The organism is Arsenophonus sp. aPb (assembly GCF_029873475.1).
Lineage (GTDB): Bacteria > Pseudomonadota > Gammaproteobacteria > Enterobacterales > Enterobacteriaceae > Arsenophonus.
In genome coordinates this window covers 1,312,469-1,334,390 of the sequence record NZ_CP123499.1, presented here as the reverse complement: position 1 = coordinate 1,334,390, position 21,922 = coordinate 1,312,469, and the positions used below count along the sequence as shown (strand labels likewise).

Genomic DNA, 21,922 nt, shown 5'->3' with positions numbered 1-21,922 from the left:
TTTACTTGCTGAAAAATTGTTATTAATATTATTTAGCTTTCATATCCACATCAACAACTTGATAAAAAGCATTTGCGGTGTCAGCAATTGACCAAACACCTAAAATAACCTGATAACCGGTGCGTTGCGGAACATTGCAATCAAAATAAAGTTGATCTTTATCCGGATATGCACCGCCGTCAAAACGCTCACAGAACGGTTTTAAATCAAAAGAGGCACGAGTTAGTGGTGCATTAGGATTCCAATCCTGCTTAGTAATAAAAAACTCCCATTTTTGCGTTTTATGTGGTTGGGTTAAAGTCCAATGAAAGGTGTTTTTACCAGAAGTCAGTGGTACTTTCTTCCAACGATCCACGCTCTGTTCATTGAGTTTATAAAATAATGAGTTATCACCACTGGCTATCTTACCATCACGAGGACCGCTTTGCGGAAAACCTTTTGGCCCTTCAATCGACATAGGATCATATTCAACAGCACCACAGTTGCTATTTTCATGTATCCAACATAGCACTGCTCGGCTTTTAGGTGCAAAAATAAAACCATGTTGTGGTTCAGGCTTAACATTGGCCACGGCTACATTAGCAGCACAGATTAGTGCCAACGGCGCTAATAATAATTTACTTTTCATTTAATTCATCCCGTAAATAGTTTCTATTTTTATCAATTGAGAATATTTTTATATAACATCACTTACAGCAGAGTTAATTATTATGCAGATAAAAATCAAATATCAATTTAATTAATCTATTTTTTGCTTAAAAAAATATTTCATTTAAATATAAAGAAAATAAAAAATTAATATATTAGATTTTCTATGAAAAACAGTGACCAGCTAATAAAAAATAAAATATTGAATAAATTAGAAATATAATTTCATCTCATGTTAGCTAAATTATTTTAGCGTTATAGTTAACAATAATAAACACTGCAATTTACAAATAATCGCTGGCGATAAAACATAATAATGTTAAGCTGCAATTTATAATCTAACGAAAAAAACAGCTAAAAATTAACATTAATTATCATAATAATTTTAAAGACCAATATTAAAAGATGCTATTCCTAAAGCAGCACTTAGTGTTAAAAATGGTTATAGATATCGATTTAAAATCAATCATATTGACATTAAATCAATAAAAATAGCAATTTATTAACTTCTACTTGTCAATTATATTGATTTAAATCTTATTTCCCATATAACAACTTGTTAATAACCCGCCAGGCTAAAAATTTAGCTGATTATTGATATTGAGTTATGTCGCTAGTTTATCATCTATTAGGGTAATTATTTATTTTTACGGGTTTAGTTAACGACTATTATCCGATATGATTAGTGCTAGAAAAATTTATCGGTTTGAACAATTAAGATAAATAATTCACTAAATTGTACTTTTTAAAATTACTGTATAGATTGAATGCTAAATCGCTATTTAATCTGTTTAATGAGGCTGATTTATGTCATACCGCGTCATCGCATTAGATCTTGATGGTACTCTATTGGATCCTAACAAGCAGATCTTGCCACAATCTTTAGCCGCTATAAACCAAGCTCGTCGCCAAGGAATCAAAGTTATTATTGCTACCGGTCGCCATCATGTTGCTATTCATCCATTTTATCAAGCATTGGATTTAGAGACCCCAGCAATTTGTTGCAATGGGACTTATCTCTACGACTATCAGACTAAAAAAGTAGTGGAATCGGATCCCTTATCGGCAGAAGAAGCGACTAAAGTGGTTGCGCATTTACAAGGTACTAATATCAACCACTTGATGTATGTTGATGACGCTATGCTATATCAACAACATAATGATGCTATCGAACGAACATTGAAATGGGCGGATTCATTACCTGAAAATCAACGCCCCAATATCCATAAAATTGATAATTTCAATACGGCAATCCAACAGGTCAACGCTATCTGGAAATTTGCCACTTGTACGCCGGATATCGAGAAATTACGCGTTTTTAGCCAAACTATTCAGCAAGAACTGGAGCTGGCTTGCGAGTGGTCATGGTTTGATCAAGTTGATATTGCTAAAAAAGGTAACAGTAAAGGTGTGCGTTTACAACGTTGGGTCGAATCACAAGGCTTAACGATGCAAGAGGTCATCGCTTTTGGTGATAATTTCAACGATGTCAGCATGCTAACTGCCGCTGGTCTCGGCGTTGCAATGGGTAATAGTTGTGATGAAGTAAAAAAATATGCCGATATAATTACCGAGCAAAATACTGCACCTGGAATTGCTGAAGTGATACAGAAATATGTGCTATAAGGCTGTTTATGCTACTAGCCAACAACCTTTGTTAACAATCATCACTTAATCAACAGATTTAAAGCCGACGAGCTAGCGATAGGCTCTTAACTTGGGCATAAACCCATTTATCCGGCTTTATTTCTAATTCCTCTTTTGCCCAGCGCGTGATCCTTGCCCAGATAAAGTGGCTATCTATTGCTAACTTAACATCCACTTGCTCTGACTCATCAATGCACTCGACGACTTTCGCTCTTAATATATTACGAATAGTCGTTTGTGTTGGTTTATTTAATGTTAAAGAGACGTCTGCGGCATCGATACGGATGCGAACCACTTCACCTAATTGAAATTGCAATTGGGGAAGCCACAACACTTGATCCGATATCGCCACCGATGTCATAGCATAAAGGGTATGATGCTCGATTACCTTAACATTTATGATACTACTTAATGTATCAGCTTGTAACCAGGGGCGTAAAATACTACTCGACCAAATGTCGGCTAACGGCGCGACAGCCTCAATTTTACCCGCTGACATAACAATTACATTATCAGCCAGCCGGACTATTTCATCAAGATTATGACTGACATAGAGAATAGGAATTTGGATATCTTGCGATAACTTTTCCAAATAGGGAAGTAACTCCCTTTTGCGAGGTAAATCTAACGAAGCCAACGGCTCATCCATTAATAATAATTCAGGCGCGGTTAATAATGCGCGGCCAATAGCAACTCGTTGTTTTTCGCCACCTGACAACATAGCAGGCAAGCGCGGCAATAATGTTTCAATACCTAGCAACTGAACAATATCATCAAAATGTGATTGCATTGCTCTGGCCATACCGTATTGCAGATTACCTTTGACGCTATAATGTGGAAAAAGGCGCGCATCTTGAAAAACATAGCCCATTCTACGCATTTCCGCTGGTACAAATAGCCCTTTATCCGTATCAACTAAAACGCGATCATTAAAGATAATTTGTCCTTTATCGGGTCTGGTGAGCCCACCTATTAAGTTGATCAAGGATGTTTTACCAACACCGGAAACACCAAAGATGGCGGTGATCCCTTGCGTTGAAAGTAGGGTATCAACATTGATAGACAAATCGCCTAGCTGTTGTTGAAGACGCAACGCTAACATATTGCCCCCAAACGTTTTCTGCCACAACGAGTTAACCATTCAGACAGGAGTAACGATAGTAAGGCTAAAATGATAGCAATAATACATAAACGAGCAGCGGCCATTTCCGCGCCTGGCGTTTCAATCAGCGTATACATGGCTAATGGAATGGTTCTTGTTTCACCTGGAATATTAGACACAAAGGTAATCGTGGCACCAAATTCACCTAAAGAGCGAGCAAAAGCCAAAACCATACCAACAATAATTCCCGGTACGATTAATGGTAAGGTAATGGTAAAAAAAACCCGCCATGGATTAGCGCCCAATGTTCGAGCTGCTTGCTCAAGGCGTTGATCGACGCCTTCTAATGCTAACCTTATCGCTCTAACCATCAATGGAAAGGCGATTATGGCGGAAGCTAAAGCAGCACCTCGCCAACTGAATGTAAAACTAAATCCAAACCAATTATATAGCGATGCACCAATGACCCCATGGCGACCAAATGATAGCAAAAGTAGATAACCTACCACTACCGGCGGTAATACTAAAGGTAAATGGATCAGACTATCGAGTAATGTTTTGCCGGGAAAATGGCAGCGCACCAATATCCAGGCCATTAATATGCCTAAAGGCAAACTCACCAATACGGCAACACTCGATACTTTTAAACTCAGAATAATAGCTTGCCACTCATATTCACTTAACATGTGCAAAAATCAATTTCCTATAATGGATTAAAACCATAATGTTTAAATATTGCTGCCGCCACCGGTGTTTTTAAATAAGCAAAAAAATCGTTAACTTTAGTAGTTTGCTGATTTTTGACGATTGCCATTGGATATTCGATGGCTTTATAACTGCTGGTTGGGAACATGCCAACCACTTTCACCTTTTTACTCACCCCGGCATCAGAGCCATACACAATGCCTAACGGTGCTTCATTCAGCTCAACCAATGCCATGCCACTACGGACATTATTGGTTCTGGCTAACATAGTCTCAACGGTTTTCCAGGCGCCTAACGCCATTAATGCCTGTTTAGCATAGATACCCACCGGCACATGATCAGGGTCACCAACAGCAATTCGTTCACCATTGGCCAATTGGCGCCAGTCAGTATTTTTGCTAATAGTAACCCGCTTTAATTTTGAATTTATTGGTGCGATAAGGACTAAATTATTGCCTAACAAAGTATAGCGACTAGCATTAGCAATAAGTTGTTTTTGTTGCACATAATCCATCCACTGCTGATCGGCAGAGATAAAAATATCCGCAGGAGCTCCCTGTTCAATTTGTCTGGCTAAGGTTGAAGATGAAGCATAAGCAGCAATAATTTTAATGTTATGATCTTTTTCATATTGCGTTACGATATCATTTAATGCATTGGTTAATGAGGCGGCAGCAAAAACGGTCACTTTATTCTCCGCTGCCCAATTTGATCCACTGACCAAACAAAAAAGTGCCATTGCTGTCACTAATTTAGCAATATATTTTTTCATCATTAATACCTTTTTCATTATTTTATCGTTATATATATCAGGATATAACGAATAAAGAAAGTTGTATGATATCGATAAAATTAAATTGTTTTCGTTAGTAAAAAATAGTGCTAAATAGAATAAATGAATGCAATAACAATTGCTAAACATCTTTTGTTAAAATATAATTGCCGATAAAATAAAAATAATTATATCATATTGATAGTTAATGAAAAAAAATCATATCAATTTTCAATTAGTGGAATTAGTTGATAAAAGATCGGTTATTTTTCTTATCATTAAAATAAAATTATTTATACAAAATAGCTTTATGATTAAATATAAAATATTCACCATCAATGATTTAATAATCATTTAATTAAATCAAATATTACCTCTATTGTTGCTATAATTGTGTCACCTTAAGTTAAATAATGATATGTTTAAAAAATGGTAATCAGTTAATCCTGCCTGAATAAAATAACACAACATTGGACAATCTATGAATGACAAACCATTATCATCGACAGTAAACATAGATCAAGGACAACTCAAGCGAGGTTTACAAAATCGCCACATTCAATTGATCGCTATTGGTGGTGCCATAGGAACCGGATTATTTATGGGCTCAGGCAAAGCCATTTCTTTAGCTGGCCCATCCCTTATAATTATTTATTTAATTATTGGGTTAGTCTTGTTTTTCGTGATGCGCGCCATGGGGGAATTACTGCTTTCAAATTTAAAATATAAATCCTTTAGTGATTTTTGTGCTGAACTATTAGGATCATGGGCCGGCTTTTGCGTTGGTTGGACTTATTGGTTTTGTTGGGTGATCACTGCTATTGCAGAAATTGTTGCTATTACTGCCTATATTGGCTACTGGGCACCTGATTTTCCGCCCTGGCTGACCTCATTACTTTGTATACTGATGTTATTAACCCTTAATTTAGTCTCAGTGTCCTTATTTGGTGAAACAGAATTTTGGTTTGCTATTATCAAAATTATTGCCATTATTTTTCTTATTCTGATTGGCTTAGTATTAGTCATCATCGGCTTCAAAACACCTAGCGGACATATTGCTTCCTTTAGCCACCTTTGGAATGATGGCATCTTTCCTATGGGTATTAACGGTTTTTTTGCCGGTTTCCAATTAGCGATCTTCTCTTTTGTGGGTATTGAAATTGTTGGCGCCACCGCCGCTGAAACGCGGGATCCAAATCGTGTGTTGCCAAAAGCGATTAATGCCATTCCATTTAGATTCATCGCCTTTTATGTTCTTTCTTTAGTGGTTATTATGTCGGTCACGCCCTGGCGTGAGATTGCTGCCGATAAAAGCCCATTCGTTGAGCTTTTTGTTCTAATTGGGGTGCCGGCCGCCGCGAGTATTGTCAACTTTGTGGTGCTAACTTCAGCTGCTTCCTCGACTAATAGTGGCGTCTTTTCCACCAGCCGTATGTTATTTGGCCTAGCCAAGGAAGCAAATGCCCCCAGGCAATTTAGTCAATTATCGAACCAATCGGTACCGGTTAAGGGATTATATTTTACCTGCTGCTGTCTCATCTTAGCTGTGGTATTGATCTACTTTATTCCCGATGTTATGCGTGTTTTTGTCCTTATTACTACCGTTGCAGCCATTCTTTTTATGTTTATCTGGAGTATGATCCTGTGCGCTTATTTGGCTTATCGCAAAAAACAGCCTGATCGACATCAAACTTCGATTTATAAAATGCCAGCCGGGATCTTTATGTCTTGGGTCTGTCTGTTATTTTTTGTTTTTGCTTTAATATTGCTGACCTTCGAACCAGATACTCGCCAGGCGCTGTTGGCAGTACCGGTTTGGTTTGTTATGTTATTTATTGGTTATCAAATCGCTAAAAAACGGAAACCGGCGCACTAATCAAACGAAAAATGGTGGTTTGAATAAAACCACCATATTAGAATTAATTTGTAAGACTTCTGTAGGTTAAAACGCCATTGCGCCCGAGCTGCTAAATTAATTGGTGATTTAGTTAATAAAAATAATTGACTAAACTTAATAGCGGATAAATCTTAGCTTAAAGCATAATCAGCAGTCGCGGCTAGTTATTGACTGGCCTTATACTCTGCCTCCGCATTAATGAAACGTTTAACTGCACTTTGACTAGGAGCAGCAGTTAACAAGCTACCGATCACAATGGCGATTGAAGCAAAAATAAAACCGGGAATAATTTCATACAAACCAAACCACTTATATTGCATCCAAATTAACACCGTTAAAGCGCCGACCAACATACCCGCTAAGGCACCGTAGCGATTCATGCGTTGCCACAACACTGAAATTAAGATAACCGGGCCAAAGGCCGCGCCAAAACCCGCCCAGGCGTTGCTAACCAAAACTAACACTCTATTATTGGGATCACGAGCAATAAAAATAGCCATTGCCGCCACAACTAACACCATCGCACGACCAATCCAAACTAACTCACGTTGACTGGCCTTTGGTCTGATAAAGGGTTTATACAGATCTTCAGTTAGTGCACTAGCACACACTAATAATTGACAACTCAAGGTGCTCATCACGGCCGCCAAAATGGCGGATAGCAATATCCCGGCCAGCCAAGGATTAAATAAAATAGTGGCTAATTCCATAAATATCCGTTCCGGATTGGCTATAACCGCGCCGGCAACGGCGGGATGCAGATCAAAATAAGCAATACCAAAAAAACCAACGGCAATCGTACCCGCTAAACAGAGTATCATCCAGGTCATACTAATACGTCGTGCCTGGTTGATAGTTTGCGCTGAATCGGCGGCCATAAAACGTGCCAATATATGCGGTTGGCCGAAATAACCTAACCCCCATCCTAGTAAAGAAATAATGGCGACAAAATTTAATCCTTTAAACATATCTAGGTAAGCCGGATCTTTATTGTTAATTAGTGTTACTGCGCTGTCCAAACCACCGACAGCAAAAATCACCATCAGCGGGGTTAATAACAAGGCAAAAATCATCAGAGTAGCTTGTACCGTATCGGTCCAACTGACCGCTAAAAAACCACCCAAAAAAGTATATATTATCGTGGCTAATGCACCTAACCACATCGCTTGTTGATAGCTAATGCCAAAAGTATTTTCAAACAGTAGTCCACCGGCAACGACACCGGAAGCACAATAGATAGTAAAAAAAATTAGGATCACCAAAGCCGAAACGATACGTAATATTTTACTTTTATCTTCAAAACGGCTGGTAAAATAGTCTGGTAATGTCAGGGAGTTATGATTATTTTCGGTTTGAATGCGTAATCGCCCAGCAACTAATCGCCAGTTTAAATAAGCACCTAATGATAATCCGATAGCAATCCAACTTTCCGCTATACCACTTAGAAAAATCGCACCGGGTAAGCCCATTAATAACCAACCACTCATATCCGATGCGCCAGCAGAAAGCGCGGTTACTACCCCACCTAAACGACGTCCGCCTAAAATATAATCATCAAAACTCGTTGTCGAACGATAAGCGCAAAAACCAATTAGTAACATAACAAAAATATAAACCACAAACATAGTTATCATTGGGTAGCTTAATATCATCTGTCCCTCTCCATCGTTTTTCTCTTTTTTTAGTTTTAGTCAGTTTGCAGGCATATTGGCTATCATTTAGCATTAACATAAATTAAACTCACTATTAACACATAAACTGACTTTTTATTTTCCTATCCATCCTGAAATTTAATTTTGGATAAAAATGTGTTCAACTTAATTGATGAACTATCAAACAATACAAATTCCATCGTTTTATTCCCATAAACAACGAATAAGTCACAAATGTTAATTTATTTGGTTATATTTTAATAAAATAATTATTTTATTATTTGCTTTAATCTTTTTTTATTTATTTATGTTTCAGAAAGATATAACAATACTTATAATAAAATCTATTTTAATTAATACAAAAATAGATTTATTTCACATTTCTAACACTTTCATCAGTTAACAATATTGCACCAAATTAAAACATAAAGGATATTGTTAAATTACCGACTTCTAACAATTATCTACAGTAAGAATGAGCCGCACGATAATTGCAGTTATTCTTACTGTTGATAAAGTAATCAGAGAAGGTAGCAAAAAACCTTACAACGCCTGGATTTTACATCGCTTAGTGAACAGGACAGGCAACATTTAATTATCTTAGACACTTTGATAATGAGGAAACTATGGTTCAATTCCCGGCTACCAAAGTTAATGAAAAAGTAAACTTATCCAGCGAACCCTCGATATGCGCTAAAACTGATCATCCCCTTTTTATAAATTTCGCCGCGCATATTTTACCGCAATCAGCCAAACGCTCGGCAATTACAGCAGCTTATCGATTACCTGAAACACAGCTATTACCGCCATTACTACAACAAGCCCAGCTAGCTGAAACCGAAGCGGTTTATCAACTGGCCTATCAACTAGCTAAAAATCTACGCGAACAAAAAAGTAGTCTTGGCCGCGCTGGTTTAGTACAGAGCCTATTACAACAGTTTGCTCTCTCCTCGCAAGAAGGAATTGCACTTATGTGTCTGGCGGAAGCACTGCTGCGGATCCCGGATAAATCGACCCGTGATAGCTTAATCCGCGACAAAATTAGTGGTGGTGACTGGCAGTCACATATTGGACAAAGTTCGTCATTATTTGTTAATGCCGCTACTTGGGGTTTGCTATTTACCGGTAAATTAGTTGCCAGCCATAATGAAACTAAACTGGCTAGTGCCCTTAAACGAATCATTAGTAAAAGTGGTGAACCCATTATTCGTCAAGCTGTGAATATGGCAATGCGACTAATGGGTGAGCAATTTGTCACTGGTGAAACCATCACACAAGCACTCAGTAATGCCCAAAAAATGGAAAATAAAGGCTTTAGCTACTCTTATGATATGTTAGGTGAAGCCGCCCTAACTGCTGAAGATGCTAAAACCTATATGGCCGCTTATCAACAAGCAATTGATGCAATTGGTAAGGCTTCCAGCGGCAAAAGCATTTATACCAGTGCTGGCATTTCCATCAAACTGTCGGCGCTACATCCGCGCTATTGTCGCGCACAATATCAGCGTGTGATGGATGAACTTTATCCTCGTCTATTAACATTAACTTTACAAGCACGCCATTATGATATCGGCATTAATATTGATGCTGAAGAGGCTGATAGGCTAGAAATTTCCCTCGATTTACTGAAAAAACTGTGCTTCGAGCCGCAACTGGCTGGCTGGAATGGCATTGGCTTTGTTATTCAGGCCTATCAGAAGCGCTGTGCGTATGTTATCGACGAAATTATCGATTTAGCGCAACGCAGTCAGCACCGTTTAATGATCCGTTTGGTAAAAGGCGCTTATTGGGATAGTGAAATTAAACGCGCGCAAATAGATGGTCTTGAAGGCTACCCCGTTTTTAGCAGAAAAATTTATACTGACGTCAGCTATCTGGCTTGTGCCCGTAAACTGCTGTCAGTACCTAATTTAATTTATCCGCAATTTGCCACTCATAATGCCCATACCTTAGCCAGTATTTATTATATGGCTGGTGAAAATTATTATCCGGGGCAATATGAATTTCAATGTCTACATGGCATGGGCGAATCACTCTATCAGCAAGTTGTCGGCTCCATCGCTGAGGGGAAACTTAATCGTCCCTGCCGGATCTATGCCCCGGTTGGTAGCCATGAAACCTTACTGGCTTATCTGGTGCGTCGCTTACTGGAAAATGGCGCTAATACCTCTTTTGTTAATCGGATTGCCGATCATCAGATCCTATTAGATAAATTGCTTACCGATCCAGTGCAAGAGGTGCTATCAGCGGCTGAAACAGAAGGCCAACTGGGTTTACCACACCCACAAATCCCGCTGCCTCGCGTACTCTATGGCCAAAAGCGCCTTAATGCGATTGGTATTGATCTAACCAATGAGCATCACCTAGCGGCCCTGTCGCAGACTTTACTAGCCACTCCAAGCTGTTATCAGGTTACACCTTTACTCGGCGGTCAACATCATTCACAGTATGAAATTTCAGCCCGGCGGCCGATCACTAATCCGGCCAATCATAGCGATATCGTCGGCTATGTTCAGGAAGCGACTATGTCCGACGTAGAGCATGCACTGGAAGTGGCCACTAGGGCTGCTACTCGTTGGGCGACAGTACCCGTCGAGCAACGAGCGGCGATTTTGCAACAAGCGGCTAGCCTAATGGAGCAGCAATTTTCCCGTTTAATCGGTGTATTGATCCGTGAAGCGGGCAAGACCTATAGTAATGCCATTGCTGAAGTGCGCGAAGCCATTGATTTTCTGCGTTATTACGCTGAGCAGATCAGTGAAAATTTCAATAATGAAACTTATTCTCCACTGGGTGTGATGGTTTGCATTAGTCCATGGAATTTTCCGCTGGCTATTTTTAGTGGTCAAATTGCTGCAGCTTTAGCTAGCGGTAATAGCGTACTGGCCAAACCGGCCGAACAAACACCCATTATCGCGATACTAGGCGTCGAATTGTTGCATCAAGCAGGTATACCACGTGATGTTCTCCAGTTGCTGCCTGGCCAAGGCGAGCAAGTGGGCACAAAATTGATTAATGACCAACGCACAGCAGGTGTGCTGTTTACCGGTTCAACCTGTGTGGCCAAACTGATCCAGCGCAATCTTGCCAATCGACTCAATGCGCAGCAACAGCCCATTCCACTGATTGCTGAAACCGGTGGTTTAAATGCCATGATCGTTGATTCATCCGCTCTGACTGAACAAGTTGTCAATGATGTTATCATCTCAGCCTTCGATAGTGCCGGCCAACGCTGCTCTGCCTTGCGTATTCTTTGCCTGCAAGAAGAAATCGCCGAACGCACGCTAACTATGTTAACCGGTGCGATGGCCGAATACCGGATCGGTGATCCGACTCTGCTAGAGACGGATATTGGCCCAGTCATTGATCGCGAAGCAAAACAGAATATTGAACAACATATTGAAAAAATGCGCCAAGCGGGTAAACGGATTTATCAGGCTGAACAAGCTAGTCAAGCGGATAATAATCAATGGCAACAAGGCACTTTTGTCCGCCCTACCTTAATTGAAATCGACCATTTTGCCGAACTAAAAAAGGAGATTTTTGGCCCAGTACTGCATGTTTTGCGCTTTAAACGGCATCAATTAGATCAACTGATCAAACAAATTAATGACTCAGGTTATGGCTTAACGTTAGGCTTGCATACCCGTATTGATGAAACCATTACTTATGTTAGCCAAACGGCGAAAGTGGGTAATATTTACGTTAATCGCAATATGGTCGGTGCCGTGGTTGGCGTACAACCCTTTGGCGGTGAAGGGTTATCGGGTACCGGGCCAAAAGCCGGTGGCCCGCTCTATCTCTATCGATTACTCAGCCAGCGGCCAGATAGCGTTATCGATAAACTGTTTAAGCAGCCAGATAATCCCTCTCCATTAACTAGTGACCAACTCCCATTAGCTCAATTAACGCCATTTGATGCCTTCGCTGATTGGGCGAAAAAACAGCATGATCAAGTACTAAATAGCGTTATTCTCCACTATCAACAATTACCCCATAGCGGGATTAACTATCAATTAGCTGGCCCAACTGGTGAACATAATAGTTATCGCCTAGTGCCGCGCGGGCGGATCCTATGTTTGGCTAAAAGCCAATCAGACGCCCTGCTGCAACTGGCAGCGGTGTTAACCATGGGATGTCAAGTAGTATGGCCCAATAATGCTATGCAACAGCAACTGCATGCGACTTTGCCTGAATTGGTCAATCAAGTGATCACCCTGACGGATAACTGGCAACATGTTGACTGCCAATTTGATGCGGTTATTTTTCATGGTGAAAGCCAGCAGTTACAAACCGTTTGTAGCCTCGTCGCTGAACGTGAGGGGCCAATTATTTCCGTACAAGGATACCGACCCGGTGACAGTCAGTTATTACTCGAGCGTTTAGTCCATGAGCGCGTCGTCAGTATCAATACCGCAGCGGCTGGCGGTAATGCCAGTTTAATGACGCTTGAATAATTTTTACCTTCAAACAATAAGGCCTTAGCACACCGCTAAGGCCTTATTTACCTAATTACTGGGAAAGCATTCAGTTGCTATTGATTACCGTATTAGGCTGACTGACTAGCCTGCCAGTTAAGAAACTGCTCATATTTACGCAAAGCAATGTTGTAATTACTAAAGGCCGACTCGGTCATTTTATCCTGCATCTGCGCTTGAATTTTTTCAATCACCACTTCATTGACAGGAAATTGCGCTTCACTTAACAACTCATCCAGGCGACGCAAGCGCACCACATATTCACGCACTGTGCTATGGCTCATCTCAGTCTCTTTAAATAAATACTGTTTAAAGGACATAATATCAAAATAGCCGGTATCACTATTACAATATATCTCACTACAAAAACGACATAACGCAGTAAATTTATGCTGCAATTCTGCCCATGCTTCGCCATCAACCAGTTCGGTCATGGCTGAAATCGCTTCTTTATTCAGAATTTGATCATTAAATACTAATGAAATCCGATCAAGGGTTTTGTTACAGTGCGCGCAGTGAATTTGACTATGTTTATAGTCTTTAATATAACGGCTCAGCGGCCGCTTCTTTTGGTTAGAAACAGACATATTAGATAAGCCCTGTGTGTAAAACGTAAACAAAAAAATAAAAAATATTATTTATCTGGATTTAAGCGTGCTCGTAGCCGTTTTATCGCCTGGCTATGTAGCTGGCTGACGCGGGATTCCCCCACATTCAACACGGCGCCTATTTCTTTCAGGTTCAGATCTTCTTGATAATAGAGCGTCAAAACCATTTTTTCCCTTTCAGGCAAACATTCTATCGCCTTTATAATATTTTTGCGAATATCAGTTGCTATTAAAGTTTGCAGCGGATTTCGCTCGTCGTCAACCTCAATAATCGGTTCACAGCTCTCGCCATGCACTTCATGCCACTCATCATACGAGCATAACTGACTATTATTGGTATCTTGCAGTAGCTGCTGATACTCCAGCAGACCAATGTGTAACTTATCAGCGATCTCCTGTTCGGTCGCCGGCCGGCCTAACGCCTGCTCAAGCTGCTGCATGACTTTGGTCGCTTCTCGCGCCTGACGACGCACACTACGAGGCACCCAATCGCGAGCGCGTAACTCGTCTAACATTGCACCACGCACGCGTTGTACCGCATAGGTGGTAAAAGCGGTGCCTTGGCTGGCATCAAACCGCTCTAATGCATCTAGCAAACCGATACCGCCCGCCTGAACTAAATCATCCAGTTCCACACTAGCGGGTAATCTCACTTGCAATTTTAATGCCTCATGGCGTACTAAGGGAATATAACGCTCCCACAGCACATCTTTTTCAATCACCCCATCCTGGGTATAGAGATCGTTCACCGTAAGCACCTGTCAGTTATCAACTGGCGCTTATTATCCGAAATTAAATTTAAGCTAATGGCGAAAATAGCGATAAAAAATGGCCGTTTTTTACTTAGCAACTATTTTTAACCACATAAATCGCTGGAGTGGCACATCTATAATTAAAGAAAAGTTAGCGGAATAAGGTTAACACTTCTTGGGCTGATTGATTGGCCAACATTAAGACTGATGATCCCAGCTGTTGTAAAAGCTGGGTTTTAGTTAAATTAGCCACTTCATAGGCAAAATCAGCATCCTGAATACGGCTACGGGCAGCCTGTAATTGGTTAGTGGTATTGCCTAAATTATTGATGGTGGCTGCCAGCCGATTTTCCGTTGCACCAAGAGAACTGCGATAGCTATTGATTTGCGCTAAGGCGTTATCGATGCGGGTTAGGATATTATCATTAGTCGCTGGCGTTGGTTGCAATAGAACGCCGGGTAATCCAGCTGTGCCCTGATTATTTCTTAGCAGATGAATTCGAGCTTCCGATAGGCCCGACACTAGTGTTCTAGCATGTATATTTATATCATAACGGTCTTTATTGGCAGTAATTAATACAAACTCACCAGCAATAATTTGGCCAGTTAAATTATCAATTTTTTGATGTAATTGATAATCGACACCAAATACCGATTGTGGCGTTAATCCCGACTGTAATGTTACGATAATTTTTAGATTTACAGTGGTTAATGGTTGTGTTATTCGACCCAAAGCTAATAGTTGCGTATTAATTTCATGCAAAGATGCTGGCTGAATATGATAATCGGCATAGGGTTTACTTGGCTGCGCGGGATTGACTGGATTAATTGGATTGGTGGCAATATTAGATCGGTTAGTTAAATCCAGATCATCTATTGCTAACGCCTTGCTACTTATTACTTGGCCACCGATTTCAATCGTATCGCCATAATTGGCGCCAATCTGCAACAAGGTTTTTGCCTGTCTGGCGAATACCTTAATGCCATTAAAATTAGTTTGCGCGGCAATGTGATCGATCTCCTGCAAGCGTTGATTAACCTCATACTGGAGCGTTTTAATATCGCGGTCACTATTAGTATCATTGAACGCCTGCACCGCTAACCGTCGGATGGCTTGTAGGTTATCGCTCATCTGGCTTAAGCCCCCTTCGGTGGTTTGCAGCAAGGAGATGCCATCCTGCGTGTTGCGTGCCGCTTGCGATAAACTAACAATATTGCTGCTGATACCATTAGCAATCGATAACCCAGCGGCATCATCTTTAGCACTGTTAATACGCAGTCCGGTCGATAAGCGCTGGATAGTGGTTGTCAGGCTCTGTTGCTGATTATTCAGTGCTCGTTGAGCAAAGCGCGCTGCATGATTGTTATTGGTGACAAATGCCATACTGTTATTTATTCATTCCTATAATAATAATGATGATTAATATTGCTGTAGCTAATACCCATCGCTATTTTACAACTATGGCCGGCAAAGCCGGCCAGTAAAAAACCACCAGTATAGTGGTTAAATAAAGCAATTAACGCAGTAAAGAAAGTACGGACTGAGTAGACTGGTTAGCCATCGCCAATACCGTGGTGCCCGCTTGTTGCAGGATCTGGCCGTTGCTTAAACGAGAAACTTCGTCTGCGAAATCAGCATCTTGAATACGGCTACGGGCAGAAGATAGATTGTTGATAGTGTTATTCAGGTTCTCTACCGCCGCTTCAAAGCGGTTTTGCATCGCACCTAATGAACTGCGTAGAGCTGAAACGCTAGTCAAAGCATCATCCAGGCTGCTAAGTACTTTATCGTCACTTAACATGCCAGCACGAGCAACTTTAGTATCGACAGCACCGTCTTGTGCATCTTTAACTTCATTACGGACAGTAACTTCAACTTCTTGTTTAGTATTTTGAGCCGTACCAGTGACTTTAAATGTCAAATCAACATCATAAACTTCACCAGAACCATCTTTTTTGATCACAAATTGACCATCAATGGCTTTACCGGTAGCGGCATCAATTTTTTGATGTAGTTTATTAGCACCGATTGCACCTACAGCAATACCACTTTGCCCTGCACCACCTGCAGCAATTTTAATATCGCCATCAACTAATTTATTCACTGCCGCTGCATAAATTGGATCGTTAGCCGTTGCAGAAATTTCAGTCGTTGATGCAGCGGCGGTCTTATAATCAGCATAAGACTTAGCAAAAATATTTAAATTGACTTCTTCGATTTTTAACTCACCAGAAGTAATTTTCTCTAATCCAATCTCAATTGTTTCACCGTAGTTAGCACCGATTTGGATAGTTTTCATCGCATTGGCGCTTAACACTTTAGTGCCGTTGAAATCAGTTTGCTCAGAGATACGGTTGATTTCGTCTAAACGCTGTTTGACTTCATTTTGTAGCGTGGCAATATCGCTAGCGGAGTTAGTACCATTACTAGCCTGAACCGCTAAACGACGAATCGCTTGCAGGTTATCATTAACTTGCGCTAACGCACCTTCAGTGGTTTGTGCGAGCGAGATACCATCATTAGCGTTACGCGCTGCTTGCGTCATACCCATAATGTTAGAGGTCATGCCATTAGCAATTGACATACCCGCCGCGTCATCTTTAGCACTATTAATGCGTAGGCCAGTTGATAGACGTTGAATAGTGGTACCTAAGGTGTCTTGGGTTTTATTCAGTGCTTTCTGTGCATTTAGCGCAGACATATTGGTATTAATAACCAGAGCCATAATTATTCCTTTATTTCAGTTTTTATTGTTCGCCAGTTTGCCTGGCTGATTATCTTTATCGGCTCAGCAGCGCCAAACTTGAGTACCATTTGCTATATTTTCGCTACCAATAGCGACAAAAAGCCGGCACTAGGCCGGCAAAGTAAAATAATAAATTGACTAATTAATTTATCGCTGAAATTAACGCAATAAAGAGAGTACTGACTGAGTCGACTGGTTAGCCATCGCCAATACGGTAGTGCCCGCTTGTTGCAGGATCTGACCGTTACTTAAACGAGAAACTTCGTCAGCAAAGTCAGCATCCTGAATACGGCTGCGGGCAGAAGATAGATTGTTGATAGTGTTATTCAGGTTCTCTACCGCTGCTTCAAAGCGGTTTTGCATCGCACCTAATGAACTACGTAGGGCAGAAACGCTAGTTAAAGCATCATCCAAGCTGCTAAGGACTTTATCGTCGCTTAACATACCAGCACGAGCCACTTTAGTATCAACAGTACCGGCAACCGCTTCATCAGTGATCTCTTTACCTAAAGTTACATCTACCGCTTTATCTTCTCCATTAGTACCAACCGCTTTAGTTGTTAACGTTACTTCATGAACTTTAGTTGTATTATTTGCTGTATCCACTAACACATATTGGCCATCGACTGCTTTACCGGTAGCTGCATCAATTTTTTGATGTAATTTCTGATCATTAGTTAGTGCAGTACCACCAATTTTAATATTACCATTAGTCAAATCTTTAGTTGCTGACGCTGGGAATGAAAGGTTTGCATCCTTACCAATATCTACCGCTGCAGTTGCTGAGGTAGCATAATCAGCATAAGACTTAGCAAAAATATTTAAATTCACTTCTTCAATTTTTAACTCACCAGAAGTGATTTTCTCTAATCCAATTTCAATCGTTTCACCGTAGTTAGCACCGATTTGGATAGTCTTCATTGCATTAGCGCTTAACACTTTCGTGCCGTTGAAATCAGTTTGCTCAGAGATACGGTTGATTTCGTCTAAACGCTGTTTGACTTCATTTTGTAATGTGGCAATATCGCTGGCAGAGTTAGTGCCGTTACTAGCCTGGACGGCTAAACGACGAATCGCTTGCAGGTTATCATTAACTTGCGCTAACGCCCCTTCAGTGGTTTGCGCTAATGAGATACCATCATTGGCGTTACGCGCAGCTTGTGTCATACCCATAATGTTAGAGGTCATACCATTAGCAATTGACATACCCGCCGCGTCATCTTTGGCGCTATTAATGCGTAGGCCAGTCGATAGACGTTGAATAGTAGTCCCTAAGGTATCTTGAGTTTTATTCAGTGCTTTCTGTGCATTTAGCGCAGACATATTTGTATTAATAACCAAAGCCATAATAATTTCCTTGTTAATTTTTCATAATGCCAAAACGATTGGCTGGTTTGGTTATCGTCGTTGAGTTTTAATTCTTTAATCATTTGAGCAAATAAATTTATTTTTTCTATTGACTCAGCTTTTTTTAGTTAGTGCCGATAACAGGAATAACCTTGGTCACAGGAAGAGGAAAAGATCATGTCAAATATGACAGTATTAGGTGCAGGATCCGGTATGCCAATTGGCGAATGGCTGGATAAATTAGAAAGCTCAGAGAATCAAAAACTGAATCCTTTAAAGCAAAAACAGCAGAAATACGATAAACAGATCAGCGCCTATGGTGCATTGCGGGCTGAACTGGATAAATTACAGCAGGCTTCGGAAACCTTGATGAAGTTTGACAAAATCAATGCCACCGCTGTCAGTAAAGATCATAAAACCGTCGCGGTGACCACTGATGAGAAGGCGGCTGCCGGTAATTATGAGGTGGTTGTTGAACAATTAGCCCAGGCACAAGCTTTAAAGACTAACACTATCGATGATGTGAAGAAAAAACTAGGCGGAAATGTTGCTACAGGTCAAGAGCGGGTATTAGTTATTAAGCAAAACAGTGAAAAACAACCACTGGAAATTAAACTAAGCGATGAACAAACATCGCTGCTGGAAATCCGGGATGCGATCAATAAAACTGATGGCAATGTCACTGCCAGCCTGGTAAAAATCAAAGATGATAAACATCAATTAGTCCTGAGCTCAAAGAAAACCGGCACTGAAGCAAAAATGGCTATTGAGGTGAAAGGCGATAGCACACTGGATGCTATTTTTAACAGCAATAATATGACTGAAACCGTTAGCGCACAAAATGCCCAGGTAAAAATTAATGGTATTAACATTGAACGCCAAACCAATGAGATTAAAGATGCACCAGATGGCGTGAACTTTAAACTGACTAAAACGTCAGAAATAGATACCAATCGTTCTACTGCTAATAACACCGTTTTTATTGCTGAAAACGTCACTATTACTAAAGATATTGAGCCGACTAAAAAAGCGATTAAAGGCTGGGTTGATGCCTTTAATAGTTTGCATAGCTTTTATAAAACCCAAACCAAATATGTACCAACTAAACCAGGTGAAGCACCTTCGGCTAACAATGGTATTTTATTAAACGATAGCTCAGCAGCGATGATCTTTTCCCAAGTGAAAGATTTGACGCTAAATGTGCAAGATATGCCCGATATGAATCACTTGAACCATTTTGGCATTGGCTTTAATCATGAAGGCAAAATAACGATTGATGATAAAAAATTGGATGAAGCGCTAAAAGATAGCCCAGCCAAAGTTAAACAGTTCTTTATGGGTGATGGTGAAAAAAGCGGTTTTGCTACCGAAACTTTTCATTATTTAAAAAAGACCCTGGATAAACTTGAAGGACCACTACATTTAAGCACCGAATCCCTCAATCAACAGAAAAAAATGTTAGCGACAAAAATGGAGAGTGTTCAAACCACGATTGCCGCCACACTGAAACGTTATCAGAAAAAATTCATCGCGATGGATCAAGCTATTAGCAATATGAAACAGAGCAGTAACTCCTTAATGGCCCTATTAACAAAATAAATTATGAATAGCGCAACTGTCGAAACTATGTATGCTCAGGTGGATATTGAAAGCCAAATTTTAAATGCTTCGCCTTATCAACTGGTGCAAATCTTATATAAAGAGGCGCTTAGCGCCTTAAAGCGGGCGGTCATTTTTGTTGAACAAAATAATATTCAACAAAAAAACAACGCCATCTCCAAAGCGATTGCCATTATTGGTGAAGGATTAAATGGCGGTATTGATCGGGAAAAAGGCGGTGAAATTGGCGAAAATATGACACTGTTATATGACTATATGATCCGCGAGCTACTGTATGCCAGTCTGCATAATGATGTTGACAGAATTCAGCATGTGATTAAATTATTGACTGACTCCGCCCAAACCTGGGCCCAACTTAACGATCCGGCAAGAAAATCAAATGTACAGTAAGCAACATACCTTTCTAAGTGCTTATCAACATTTGCTGACCATTAGTCAGCAAATGTTATCGCTGGCACAACTTGACCAATGGGAACAATTATTAGTTATCGAAAATGTTTATCAGCAAGCGGTTGACCAAGTCACTGCTCTAGGTTCAATTGCTGATCTAGCTGAGCCGCTATGCCATCAATTAACTGAGCTATTACAAGCGATATTAACCAATGAAAATGCCATCCGCCAATTAATGGAAAGCCGGATGAATGAACTGGCTCAGTTAATTAAACAGAGCGCTCAACAGCAGCAATTGCAATCCCATTATAGAGAATTTGAATAATTGGCTACTATACTTCATGGTTAGACCAATTGACTATTATTTATTTGATTATCACTAATATAAATTATGCTTTTTTACTTGAGTATAAAGCGCTAGGTTTATGGTTTAAAAACGAATAAAAAAAAGACCGCTTAAGCGGCCAAAACATAATACCAGGGTAGTTAAATGACACAGAAATTACTGCGGGGAAATAATAAATCAGCATGCTTTTTGAATTAGAAATTTGGCAAATACCTAAGTTTTTATGCCCTGCTTCCTGTTCCAAAAATCTCCTTTGCTTGTTGCTATAATCTTCTCTCCTGAATAATAAGTTATTTTATTGCGACGATTTGCCAACCATGATTTAAACTATCATTACATTTTTGAACTATTATTAGGCTTGCCTCTTATATTAAAACAATCATAATTGTTTATTTTATTAATAATTATTTAATTTATTTTGTCCGTCATATTTTAATAAAATAAAATACGCAACAGAATTTGTAAGTTCAATCAGTTTTTTTTCCAGCAAAAAGCAATATTAATATAATAACTTTTAAATTTAATAGCTTACAATAAACAATTAATGGTTAATTTTGTTATCAAGATTATTATAGTGATATTTAATAACGAAAGAGGTAGGTTTAAGATTATTAGTAGACATAATTCCCTCAGTAACCTACATTGCCAGCGAAAAACGCTAGCAATGATAGTTATAACTATCTTTTATCAGTCACTAATTCAGTGGATATTATTTACAATAACAAATTTATTACCGGCAAATAATAACCAAGATAGCTACTTGTCCGTGGCTTAGTTACACTAAAAGCTCATTTAAACTGGCATATTCATGATTTCCTGATAGGCACCCACTAATTTGTTTCTCACTTGAATACCAAACTGAAGTGATAAACTGGCCTTTTGCAGATCGACCATTACATCATTGAGCTCAACCCCTGGTTTTTCCAAGGTTAATGCTTGTGCTTTCTGACTAGCACTCACCCTGGTCTGATTAATTTTACTCACCGCAGTTAATAAATGGCTGGCAAAACCGGATTGCGGTGTCGCTGTTAACGGTATACTATTTTGGCTAACCATATCTGTTGTCATTTGCGCGATAACAGATTGAATGGCTGGAATTGACATAAAAACCTCTATCTATTTTTTCAAATACCTTTCTCTAATCTGTGCCATCGTATTAACTCATCTTTTGGCACTAAGCGGAAAATAACCCTACCACAAGTTAAATAAAT

The 21,922-nt window shown here is 39.8% G+C and carries 16 protein-coding genes and 1 pseudogene; 6 read left to right on the top strand and 11 right to left on the bottom strand.

Annotated elements, in window-relative coordinates; all coding sequences use genetic code 11:
- Positions 1-28 precede the first annotated feature (28 nt).
- Entirely contained in the window at positions 29-628 is a 600-nt protein-coding gene (locus QE177_RS05895; RefSeq protein WP_280551920.1) for a lytic polysaccharide monooxygenase, read from the bottom strand.
- 827 nt (positions 629-1,455) lie between these two features.
- Between QE177_RS05895 and QE177_RS05890 the strand changes: the two genes are divergently transcribed.
- Entirely contained in the window at positions 1,456-2,274 is an 819-nt protein-coding gene (locus QE177_RS05890) for a pyridoxal phosphatase (protein WP_280551919.1), read from the top strand.
- A gap of 58 nt (positions 2,275-2,332) precedes the next feature.
- On the opposite strand, the gene modC is transcribed toward QE177_RS05890, so the two are convergent.
- The 3 genes from modC to modA are packed head-to-tail and all read right to left on the bottom strand — an operon-like array spanning position 2,333 to position 4,874.
- Positions 2,333-3,397, bottom strand: coding sequence for a molybdenum ABC transporter ATP-binding protein ModC (gene modC / locus QE177_RS05885; protein WP_280551917.1), 1,065 nt, complete (start codon positions 3,395-3,397; stop codon positions 2,333-2,335).
- Positions 3,391-4,083, bottom strand: coding sequence for a molybdate ABC transporter permease subunit (gene modB / locus QE177_RS05880; RefSeq protein WP_280552226.1), 693 nt, complete (start codon positions 4,081-4,083; stop codon positions 3,391-3,393). The genes modC and modB overlap by 7 nt, the downstream gene beginning before the upstream one ends.
- A gap of 17 nt (positions 4,084-4,100) precedes the next feature.
- Positions 4,101-4,874, bottom strand: a complete 774-nt coding sequence (modA, locus tag QE177_RS05875; RefSeq protein WP_280552225.1) for a molybdate ABC transporter substrate-binding protein — start codon at positions 4,872-4,874, stop codon at positions 4,101-4,103.
- Positions 4,875-5,355: 481 nt separating this feature from the next.
- Here modA and cycA point away from each other — a divergent pair, with 481 nt between their 5' ends.
- Complete coding sequence (gene cycA / locus QE177_RS05870) at positions 5,356-6,750, top strand: D-serine/D-alanine/glycine transporter (RefSeq protein ID WP_280551916.1); 1,395 nt, start codon at positions 5,356-5,358, stop codon at positions 6,748-6,750.
- Between the two features lie 185 nt (positions 6,751-6,935).
- On the opposite strand, the gene putP is transcribed toward cycA, so the two are convergent.
- Positions 6,936-8,423 carry a sodium/proline symporter PutP gene (gene putP / locus QE177_RS05865; protein ID WP_280551914.1) on the bottom strand — a complete coding sequence of 496 codons (1,488 nt, stop codon included), beginning with the start codon at positions 8,421-8,423 and terminating at the stop codon, positions 6,936-6,938.
- Positions 8,424-9,004: 581 nt separating this feature from the next.
- On the opposite strand from putP, the pseudogene putA reads away from it, so the two are divergent.
- Positions 9,005-12,880, top strand: a pseudogene (gene putA / locus QE177_RS05860) (trifunctional transcriptional regulator/proline dehydrogenase/L-glutamate gamma-semialdehyde dehydrogenase); the annotation flags it as partial.
- A gap of 92 nt (positions 12,881-12,972) precedes the next feature.
- Here the strand turns inward: putA and fliZ are convergent.
- The 5 genes from fliZ to QE177_RS05835 form a co-directional block, all read right to left on the bottom strand.
- Positions 12,973-13,488 carry a flagella biosynthesis regulatory protein FliZ gene (gene fliZ / locus QE177_RS05855; RefSeq protein WP_280551912.1) on the bottom strand — a complete coding sequence of 172 codons (516 nt, stop codon included), beginning with the start codon at positions 13,486-13,488 and terminating at the stop codon, positions 12,973-12,975.
- A 47-nt stretch (positions 13,489-13,535) separates the two neighbouring features.
- Positions 13,536-14,258: an RNA polymerase sigma factor FliA gene (locus QE177_RS05850; protein WP_026822126.1), complete on the bottom strand. Its 723-nt coding sequence runs from the start codon at positions 14,256-14,258 to the stop codon at positions 13,536-13,538.
- A 154-nt stretch (positions 14,259-14,412) separates the two neighbouring features.
- The gene (locus QE177_RS05845; RefSeq protein WP_280551910.1) at positions 14,413-15,645 is read right to left on the bottom strand and encodes a flagellin; all 1,233 of its coding nucleotides are present in this window, start codon (positions 15,643-15,645) and stop codon (positions 14,413-14,415) included.
- A gap of 133 nt (positions 15,646-15,778) precedes the next feature.
- The gene (locus QE177_RS05840; RefSeq protein ID WP_280551908.1) at positions 15,779-16,987 is read right to left on the bottom strand and encodes a FliC/FljB family flagellin; all 1,209 of its coding nucleotides are present in this window, start codon (positions 16,985-16,987) and stop codon (positions 15,779-15,781) included.
- 180 nt (positions 16,988-17,167) lie between these two features.
- Entirely contained in the window at positions 17,168-18,355 is a 1,188-nt protein-coding gene (locus QE177_RS05835) for a FliC/FljB family flagellin (RefSeq protein WP_280551906.1), read from the bottom strand.
- Between the two features lie 177 nt (positions 18,356-18,532).
- On the opposite strand from QE177_RS05835, the gene fliD reads away from it, so the two are divergent.
- Genes fliD through fliT form a run of 3 tightly spaced genes read left to right on the top strand, consistent with a single transcriptional unit; the run spans position 18,533 to position 20,690 of the window.
- Entirely contained in the window at positions 18,533-19,954 is a 1,422-nt protein-coding gene (fliD, locus tag QE177_RS05830; protein WP_280551905.1) for a flagellar filament capping protein FliD, read from the top strand.
- A gap of 3 nt (positions 19,955-19,957) precedes the next feature.
- Complete coding sequence (gene fliS, locus QE177_RS05825) at positions 19,958-20,365, top strand: flagellar export chaperone FliS (protein ID WP_280551903.1); 408 nt, start codon at positions 19,958-19,960, stop codon at positions 20,363-20,365.
- On the top strand, positions 20,355-20,690 hold the full coding sequence (gene fliT / locus QE177_RS05820; protein WP_280551901.1) for a flagellar protein FliT: 336 nt from the start codon (positions 20,355-20,357) through the stop codon (positions 20,688-20,690). Before fliS ends, fliT begins: the two co-directional genes overlap by 11 nt.
- Positions 20,691-21,503: 813 nt before the next feature.
- Here the strand turns inward: fliT and fliE are convergent.
- Positions 21,504-21,815: a flagellar hook-basal body complex protein FliE gene (gene fliE, locus QE177_RS05815; RefSeq protein ID WP_280551899.1), complete on the bottom strand. Its 312-nt coding sequence runs from the start codon at positions 21,813-21,815 to the stop codon at positions 21,504-21,506.
- Positions 21,816-21,922: the final 107 nt, after the last annotated feature.